Annotated in this window: 9 protein-coding genes; 3 read left to right on the top strand and 6 right to left on the bottom strand. The window is 64.1% G+C overall.

The features are described 5' to 3' along the window. Window positions 1–15: 15 nt before the first annotated feature. Window positions 16–1239 carry an MFS transporter gene (locus tag AC0GUR_RS21270; RefSeq protein WP_472879519.1) on the bottom strand — a complete coding sequence of 408 codons (1224 nt, stop codon included), beginning with the start codon at window positions 1237–1239 and terminating at the stop codon, window positions 16–18. 97 nt (window positions 1240–1336) lie between these two features. On the opposite strand from AC0GUR_RS21270, the gene AC0GUR_RS21275 reads away from it, so the two are divergent. Further along, window positions 1337–2266, top strand: coding sequence for a LysR family transcriptional regulator (locus tag AC0GUR_RS21275; protein ID WP_472879520.1), 930 nt, complete (start codon window positions 1337–1339; stop codon window positions 2264–2266). A 65-nt stretch (window positions 2267–2331) separates the two neighbouring features. Continuing rightward, the gene (cls, locus tag AC0GUR_RS21280) at window positions 2332–3735 is read left to right on the top strand and encodes a cardiolipin synthase (RefSeq protein ID WP_472879521.1); all 1404 of its coding nucleotides are present in this window, start codon (window positions 2332–2334) and stop codon (window positions 3733–3735) included. Between the two features lie 100 nt (window positions 3736–3835). Here the strand turns inward: cls and AC0GUR_RS21285 are convergent, their stop codons facing one another. Both AC0GUR_RS21285 and AC0GUR_RS21290 read right to left on the bottom strand, forming a co-directional pair. Then, window positions 3836–5035, bottom strand: a complete 1200-nt coding sequence (locus AC0GUR_RS21285) for an MFS transporter (RefSeq protein ID WP_472879522.1) — start codon at window positions 5033–5035, stop codon at window positions 3836–3838. A 78-nt stretch (window positions 5036–5113) separates the two neighbouring features. Continuing rightward, on the bottom strand, window positions 5114–5485 hold the full coding sequence (locus AC0GUR_RS21290; RefSeq protein WP_472879523.1) for a hypothetical protein: 372 nt from the start codon (window positions 5483–5485) through the stop codon (window positions 5114–5116). A 205-nt stretch (window positions 5486–5690) separates the two neighbouring features. Between AC0GUR_RS21290 and pncA the strand changes: the two genes are divergently transcribed. Continuing rightward, window positions 5691–6338, top strand: coding sequence for a bifunctional nicotinamidase/pyrazinamidase (gene pncA, locus AC0GUR_RS21295; RefSeq protein ID WP_472879524.1), 648 nt, complete (start codon window positions 5691–5693; stop codon window positions 6336–6338). Here the strand turns inward: pncA and AC0GUR_RS21300 are convergent. The 3 genes from AC0GUR_RS21300 to AC0GUR_RS21310 form a co-directional block, all read right to left on the bottom strand. Next, window positions 6335–6523 (bottom strand): CPXCG motif-containing cysteine-rich protein, encoded by a 189-nt coding sequence (locus AC0GUR_RS21300; RefSeq protein ID WP_472879525.1) that lies wholly within the window; start codon window positions 6521–6523, stop codon window positions 6335–6337. The two genes, pncA and AC0GUR_RS21300, sit on opposite strands and share 4 nt — an antisense overlap. 53 nt (window positions 6524–6576) lie before the next feature. Then, entirely contained in the window at window positions 6577–6996 is a 420-nt protein-coding gene (locus AC0GUR_RS21305) for a hypothetical protein (RefSeq protein WP_472879526.1), read from the bottom strand. A gap of 72 nt (window positions 6997–7068) precedes the next feature. Beyond that, the coding region (locus AC0GUR_RS21310; protein WP_472879527.1) for a putative toxin-antitoxin system toxin component, PIN family at window positions 7069–7672 on the bottom strand (604 nt) is incomplete at its 5' end.

Consider the following 7672-nt stretch of genomic DNA (forward strand, 5'->3'; position numbering starts at 1 on the left):
AGGAAGAGCGGTAAATCAAGCGCTCGCGGCGCACATAGCCGTCGAGGTGCTGCGGCGACGATCAAGTGCCGCGCTGATCAGCGTCACCGTCAGGCCAAGCAGGGCCACCACCGCACCAGCGATGCTTACGGAAGGGAGACCCAGGTTCATGCTGATCATGGAGCCACCGATGAAGGCGCCGATGGCATTGCCAAGGTTGAACGCAGCGATATTCAGCGTTGAAGCCAGATGCGGTCCTTCGCTCGCCTGCTGCACCACGCGCATCTGCAGCGGCGGCACAGTGGCGAAAGCGGCAATGCCCCAGACGAACACGGTGAGGATTGCGGCCACGGTGTTGTGCATGGTCCATGCGAAGGCCAGCATCACCAGCGCCAGCACCACCAGCACGCCCGCCAGCGACGGCATCAAGCGCCAGTCCGCCAGGCGGCCGCCCAGCATGTTGCCGATGGTGGTGCCCACGCCGAACAGGATCAGCACCCAGCCGGTCGCGCCAACACTCACATGCGACACCTGCTGCAGGATCGGCGCGATATAGGTGAACACGGTAAACACGCCGCCAAAGCCCAACACCGTCATCGACAGTGCCAGCAGCACCTGCGGCTGACGCAGCACGACCAGCTCGCGCTTCATGTTTGGCGACGGCAAGTCAGGCAGGGCCGGCACCAGACGCCACACCGCAAACGCCGCCACGATGCCCAGACCGGTCACCGCGGCGAACGTCGAGCGCCAGCCAGCCCACTGGCCCAGAAAGGTGCCAAACGGCACGCCCAGCACGTTGGCCAGGGTCAGGCCGGTAAACATCAGCGCGATGGCGCGTGCGGCCTGCCCACGAGGCACCACATGTGACGCCACTACCGCGCCAATGCCGAAGAACGAGCCATGACAGAACGCCGCCACCACACGGGCCACCATCAGCACCCCGTAATTCGGCGCCACCGCGCACAACGCGTTGCCAAGGATGAAAAGGCTCAGCAGCAACAGCAGCGCATTACGGCGCTCCATGCGCGCGGTCAACGCCGCCAGCAGCGGCGCACCGGCCGCTACGCCCAGCGCATAGCCGGATACCAGCAGGCCGGCGGAGGGAATGCTTACGTGCAGATCGCCGGCCACTTCGGGCAGCAGGCCCATGATCACGAATTCGGTGGTGCCGATGGCGAATGCCGCCACCGACAGGGCCAGCAGGGCCATACGGGACGAGGCGGCCTGAACGGGGGTATCGAGGGGCGCATGGGGTTTCATGGGGCGCATCCGGGGAAAGACGGACGGTACTGTGCGCCTTGTGGAACCTATCGAGAATTGAGCAAACTAGAGAGGCATCTTTTCCAAAAAGTTGAAGATGGTCGATTTCGAAGACATGCGGTTGTTCGTCCGCGCCGTTACCGACGGCAGCCTGTCGGCCGCCGGGCGGGAGCTTGGGCTCTCCCCCGCCGCCGCCAGCAAGCGCCTGCACCGGCTGGAGCAGGCACTGGGGGTGAGGCTGCTTCAGCGCAGCTCGCGCCGCCTCCTGCTCACTGAAGAGGGCACCATCTATTTCGAGCGCAGCCAGGCCATCATCGCGGATGTGGACGACGCCAATTCGGCGGTCGGCCTGGGCCAGCTGGAAGTGCGCGGCCAGCTGCATATCTCTGCGTCCGTGGACATGGGGCGCCAGTACATCGGCCCGATTGCTGCCGATTTCGCCGCGCAGCATCCTCAGCTGAAGCTGCGCATCACCAACTCCGACGCCATGCTGGACCTGTTTGAGCACGGCGTGGATGTGGCCGTACGCGGCGGCAGCATGTCCGACTCGCGCCTGGTGTCGCGCCTGCTCGCCAATAATTTCCGAGTGCTGTGTGCATCGCCTGCCTACCTGGCGCGGCGCGGTCGCCCCACCAGCGTGGACGACCTGCAACACCACGACTGCCTCATGTTGCACCGTCCGGGCCACGGCATCCTGCCGTGGATTCTGCAGACCCAGGGCGGCCAGCGAACCTTGCGGGTGGCTGCGGCCATCACCTGCGATAACGGCGACCTTATGCGCGCCCTGGCCGTGGGCGGCCATGGGCTGGCGTTCAAGTCCGCCTGGGATATCGCCGACGATGTGCGTGCTGGCCGGTTGGTGCCGGTGCTGGCGGATGTGATGATGCCGGAGGCGCACATCTATGCGATTTACCCCAGCCGTTGCTACCTGCCTGCACGCATCCGCCGCTTCGTGGATTATCTGCAACAGGAACTGCAGGCACGCGAACGCGAGGTACTCGACACCGTACGCAGCGCCATGAGCTGACGGGGTCGGGCACCACGCAAGTACGAACGTTCAGATCATTCACCTCGTGCAAAAAGGCGTTTGGCATGTTGACCACCTTGATCGGCGGCCTTGTCGTGGTGCTGCACATCGCCGGTGTGCTGGCCGCCATGCACGCGGTGATGAATACGCGCACACCACAGGGCGCCTTTGCCTGGGCGCTGGGGCTGGTGCTGCTGCCGTACGTCACCTTGATCCCGTATCTCTACCTGGGGCGTAGCCGCTTCCATGGCTACATTGACCTGCACCGGCTGCGCCGCGGCCAGATGCAGGCGCTTGCCGATATCCAGTTGGCTACCAGCCCCGCCCAGCAGGCGGCGTGCGCACGCTACGGTGAAATCGCCCAGATGCTGGGCACGCAGTTCCACGCCGGACAACGCCTTCAATTGCTGGTCAATGGCGAGGCCACGTTCAGCGCGATCCTGAATGCCATCAGCAAGGCCGAGCACTGTGTGCTGGTGCAGTTTTTCATCATCCACGACGACACACTGGGCCGGCGCATGCAGCAGGTGCTAGTGGAACGCGCGCGCGCCGGCGTGGAAGTATGCGTGCTGTACGACGGTATCGGCAGCCATGCCCTGCCCCGGCAATATGTCGATACCCTGCGCGAAGCCGGGGTCGGCATCCATCCGTTTGCGACACAGCGGCGCAGCAACCGCTTCCAGCTCAACTTTCGCAACCACCGGAAAATTGTGGTGGTGGATGGGGTATGCGGTTTCGTTGGCGGACTCAACGTCGGCGACGAATATCTCGGCCTCAAACCGCCGCTATCGCCATGGCGCGACACCCATCTGCAGATCGATGGCTACGCCGTGGCCGAACTGCAACGCAGTTTCGCCGAAGACTGGCACTGGGTGACCGGCGCACTGCCCCCGCTGCGGCAGCCGACCTCCGGCAACGGACACGCACATACTCTGATCGCAGCCACCGGCCCGGCCGATCGCCAGGAAACCTGCTCGCTATTCTTCGTGACACTGATCCACGCCGCACGCCGGAGGCTGTGGATCACCACGCCGTACTTCGTTCCCGATCTGGCGGTGATGGCAGCCCTTCGTCTGGCGGTATTTCGTGGCGTGGACGTGCGCGTGCTGATTCCGTCCCGGCCCGATCACCACACGGTGTTTCTTGCATCTGGTTTGTATGCACACGATGCGGTGCAAGCGGGTATTCGCGTGTTCCGTTACCAACCGGGCTTTCTGCACGAGAAGGTGCTGCTGGTCGACGACGACACCGCCTCGGTGGGCAGCATGAATCTCGACAACCGCTCGTTCCGCCTGAATTTCGAGATCAGCGCGCTCAATGTGGATCGCGCCTTCGCCACCCAGGTGGAAACGATGCTGGTGGAGGATTTCTCGCACTCGCATGAAGTGACCGAGGCGGAATATCTGAAGGCACCCTACCTGCGACGACTGGCGATGCATGTGGCGCGCTTGTTTGACCCCGTGCTCTGACGCAAGACCTGTAGGAGCGCACTTGTGCGCGACCATAACTCCGCACGTTACCGCATAGGTCGGTGGTCGCGCACAAGTGCGCTCCTACAGCAAGCAGCCACTAACCACGTGTTTGGTTGCCATAGGTCAGATACAGGCCGGTCGTAAGCAACGCCGCAACCAATGACATCGCAGCAGCTGCCACGAACATCGGACCGTAACGACCACCCGATGCGATCCAGCCACCCAGCGGCCCCGTGATGCCGAGCGCCACATCGGTAAATACGGAATAGGCGGCCAGGGCGGCGCCCCGATTACTCGTGCTCACGCGCTCCACCGCCACCACGCCGAGTGACGGGAATACCAGCGAAAAACCGATGCCACTTAGCGCGGCGCCCAGCATGGCCACCGCCACATGGCCCGCTGTGGCGAAAACGGTCAGGCCGACGCATTCGATCAGCAACGATGCCAGCGCCACCCGATATCCACCGAAGTATGCGATGGTCCAGCCGAGCACCAGGCGCACGCCGACGAAACACACGCCAAAGACACTGAGCGTTGGCGCTGCACCGGTCCAGCCCTGGGCGGCGTAGTAGAGCGTGATGAATGTGGCGACCACGCCAAATCCCACCGAGCCGAGCGCCAGGCCGATGCCATAGGGCGCCACGCGACCGAACACGTGATGCATCGGCATGCGCTCGCCCGCTTCCACATACACGGCGGGACGGCGCCACGCCAGCAACAGTGCGGCAGCCATCACCACCAGACCACTCAGGCCGATGATGATGAAGCCACCCATCGACACCAGCAGTACGCCCATTGGCGCACCCACCGCGAGCGCGCTGTAGGTAGCGACGCCATTCCAGGAAATGACTCTGGCGGTGTGTTCGGTGCCCACGCGACCGATACCCCACATGATGCAGCCCGTCGCGACGCAGCTCTCGCCCATGCCCAACGCCAGTCGGGCCAGCAGTAGCACCCCGAGCGACGCCATCGGCCACGGGCGCAGCAGGGCCGCCAGGGTCATCAGTGCCGCGCTCCCGCCACAGGCCAGCATGCCGATGAGTGCTGCGCGTTTGGGGCCGGCGGTATCGGAGGTGCGCCCGGCAAAGCCCCGGCTGAGAAACGTGGCCACGTATTGCGAGCTGATCGCCAGCCCCGCCAGCACGGCGCCGAATCCCAGCTCGTTGTGCACAAACGGCGGCAGCACCGCCAGCTGCATGCCGATCACCAGATAGGCCAGAAACGTGAAGCTCACGATCTGGACAATGCGCAGGGTCAGCGACGGTCCCTCGTTCCCGTTTTCAGCCTGAGTTTGCATGAGCGCGATGGATGAGGGGAAAAGAGCCAGGTGATGATGCGCGCCACATGCCATCTCTGGGGCAGCGTCACCCTTGCATCAGTCGGCGTGACGCCGGCGGCCAAAAGCGAGGTAGCCGAGATACACGCCCACGGCCACACCCAGGAAGGCGAACAGCACCCGCGCCCCGAGACTGTCGGGGTCATGCACCTCCGCCAGCCGAATGCGCAGCAACTGCAGCGACTGCACCCGGCCGTAATTGAAATAGAACAGGTTCCACAGGTCGTGGCCGCCAGCCAGGGCCAAACCCAGCAGGTAAGCCCAGCTGGCTTCCAGCGCCACGCTCCAGCCCTGCGTACGTCCCAGCCAGTGCAGCAGGCCGAACAACACAAACCCCGCCGCGGCGGCAATCAGCCCCGCTTCGAAAGCGCCTGTCAGGCCGTATCCCATCCACGACTGGTCGTAAGGCATGCCCCTGTCCCATCTTTGTTGCCGTCTGTTGGCATTATGCCTGTGCCAACGCGGGTACGGGCCTCGAGTCCATCTTACGTAAGGCATTTCCTACTCTTAACCACGCATATCGCGTACAGACCACGCGTCGAGCTCGTCACACCCCGGTACCTCCCTCGCCGACTAGACTTCCGGGCCGTAACCTGTTGCGAGTCACGACGCGCCCATGAGTCACCCCATCAGCAGCCGCGCCGCCCTGATCCTGGTCGATGTGCAGCCGGATTTCATGCCCGGCGGCGCCCTTGCCTGCCATGAAGGCGATGCCGTCGTTCCGGGGATCGATCAGCTGCTGCAGCGGCGCGCCTTCAGGCATGTCGTGGCCACACAGGACTGGCACCCGGCCGGGCATGTTTCCTTTGTCACGTCCCATCCTGGGCGCGAGGCGTTCGATCGCATTCCGCTGTACGGCCACGCCCAGACGCTATGGCCGCCACACTGTGTGCAGGACACTCCCGGAGCGGCGCTGCACCCGGCCATCGACTGGTCGATGGTGGACACCGTGATCCGCAAGGGCGACGACCCGCGTGTGGATTCCTATAGCGGTTTTCGCGAGAACCACGGACCCGACGGCAAGCGGCCGGCCACGCGGTTGCACGACTGGCTGCGCGAGCATGACGTGGACGAGGTTTACATCTGCGGGCTGGCACGCGATGTGTGCGTGCTGTGGACTGCGCAAGATGCGGTGGATCTGGGCTATCGCACGCACGTGCTGTGGGATCTCACCCGCCCGGTGTCGCCCGCCAGCGATATCACCACGCGCCTGCGCTACGACCAGCTGGGTGTCGATGTGATCGATTCCGCGGCGCTCGTTTAGCCGTCGTTTTCGGAAGCGACACTCACGTGCAGTTCGCCGAGCTCATCGACATCCACCGTGACGTCGATCGGGCAACAGCAAACCTGGCAGTCTTCGAAGTAGCGTTGGCTGCCCGCCGAACCGTCCACCAGGATCTCGATGGACTCACCGCAGTACGGGCAGTGGATAAGCACGGGCTCGATCATGGCACCACCTCATCGCGGCGGTGGCAGCAGTTGCCACCGCGCGCGGAAAACGCTTAGCGCTTGGCCAACGAGAGTGAAGAGCCCCACTTGTTCACCTGAACCACGGTGCTTTCGCCCGCCGCCAGCGTGGCGCTCACACTCGCATTGCTGCTCACCCTGCGGCATGCGCCGGAGTTCTGCAGCGACACTGTGTGCGTACCGCTGGGCAGGTACAGCGACACCTGCTCGCCGGTTTCCAGCTGAGCGGCAAACTTGTCATCGATCATGATCTGGCTGGAGCAGCCACCGCCGAAATAACCATTGGCGCGCACGACCTGCAACGTCGCGTCACCGCCGCCCGGCGCCTGGTACAGGAACACGCGATTGGATACGGCGTCCTTGATCACTTTGTCGTGGTTGTTGGTCACGCCGCAGCCGGCAAGGGCCATCGTCGCCAACGCCATCGCGACTGCAGCGTATTTGTTGATCTTCATCACCAGACTCCATTTTGATGGTCACTTGTCGAGCATTGCGAACGCCCGATCAATCCATCGTGAATCGTACGCTCACGGGGTGGGTGGTTCCCATGCCGAAGGACACAGGATGAGAAACCAGCCTTCTCGCGCGGTACGGCGGGCGAGCTTCAGCACTTCCTTGTCCTTGCTCAGCAGCCATTGCGCATGAGACGCCAGGGCCAGCTCCAGGAACTTCTGGTCGTCCGGGTCGGCGCATCGGGGCAGACGCACGTCCTGGCGCACCACCCACTCCTCGACAGGCAGCAGTGACACCCAGCGGTCAAAAGTGGCGCTGGCGTCCCGGCGGGCCTCGTCGGTCAGGCCCAGCTCGGGGTAGTCCAGTACGGTCAGCCATTCGGCACGACAAGGCTCATCCACCACCGCCTGCACCCTTCCCGCCCGTAGCGAGGCCATCAGGTGTTCACTGGCGGGGTCGCGAAACACGAACAGATCGAGCGCGACGTTGGTATCGAGGACAAGGCGAGGTATTTCGACAGACATGGCGCGCATGGTGGCACAGCAAGCCGGGTAAAATGAGCACCCTTGCTTAAGGCGACGCTGATCAAGTATCACCGTCGTCATGATGTCTGGAAGGCTCGCCGGCAGCGCCGCGTGGCGCCGGGAAGACTGGCCGTCTTGCCAAGCCACGCGGCGC

The sequence above is a fragment of the Dyella sp. PARNA 12/25 genome (assembly GCF_055702865.1).

Excerpts from the sequence above, each read along its gene's own strand:
- AC0GUR_RS21270 (WP_472879519.1), bottom strand. The coding sequence starts at position 1,239 with ATGAAACCCCATGCGCCCCTCGATACCCCCGTTCAGGCCGCCTCGTCC.
- AC0GUR_RS21275 (WP_472879520.1), top strand. The coding sequence starts at position 1,337 with ATGGTCGATTTCGAAGACATGCGGTTGTTCGTCCGCGCCGTTACCGAC.
- cls (WP_472879521.1), top strand. The coding sequence starts at position 2,332 with ATGTTGACCACCTTGATCGGCGGCCTTGTCGTGGTGCTGCACATCGCC.
- AC0GUR_RS21285 (WP_472879522.1), bottom strand. The coding sequence starts at position 5,035 with ATGCAAACTCAGGCTGAAAACGGGAACGAGGGACCGTCGCTGACCCTG.
- AC0GUR_RS21290 (WP_472879523.1), bottom strand. The coding sequence starts at position 5,485 with ATGCCTTACGACCAGTCGTGGATGGGATACGGCCTGACAGGCGCTTTC.
- pncA (WP_472879524.1), top strand. The coding sequence starts at position 5,691 with ATGAGTCACCCCATCAGCAGCCGCGCCGCCCTGATCCTGGTCGATGTG.
- AC0GUR_RS21300 (WP_472879525.1), bottom strand. The coding sequence starts at position 6,523 with ATGATCGAGCCCGTGCTTATCCACTGCCCGTACTGCGGTGAGTCCATC.
- AC0GUR_RS21305 (WP_472879526.1), bottom strand. The coding sequence starts at position 6,996 with ATGAAGATCAACAAATACGCTGCAGTCGCGATGGCGTTGGCGACGATG.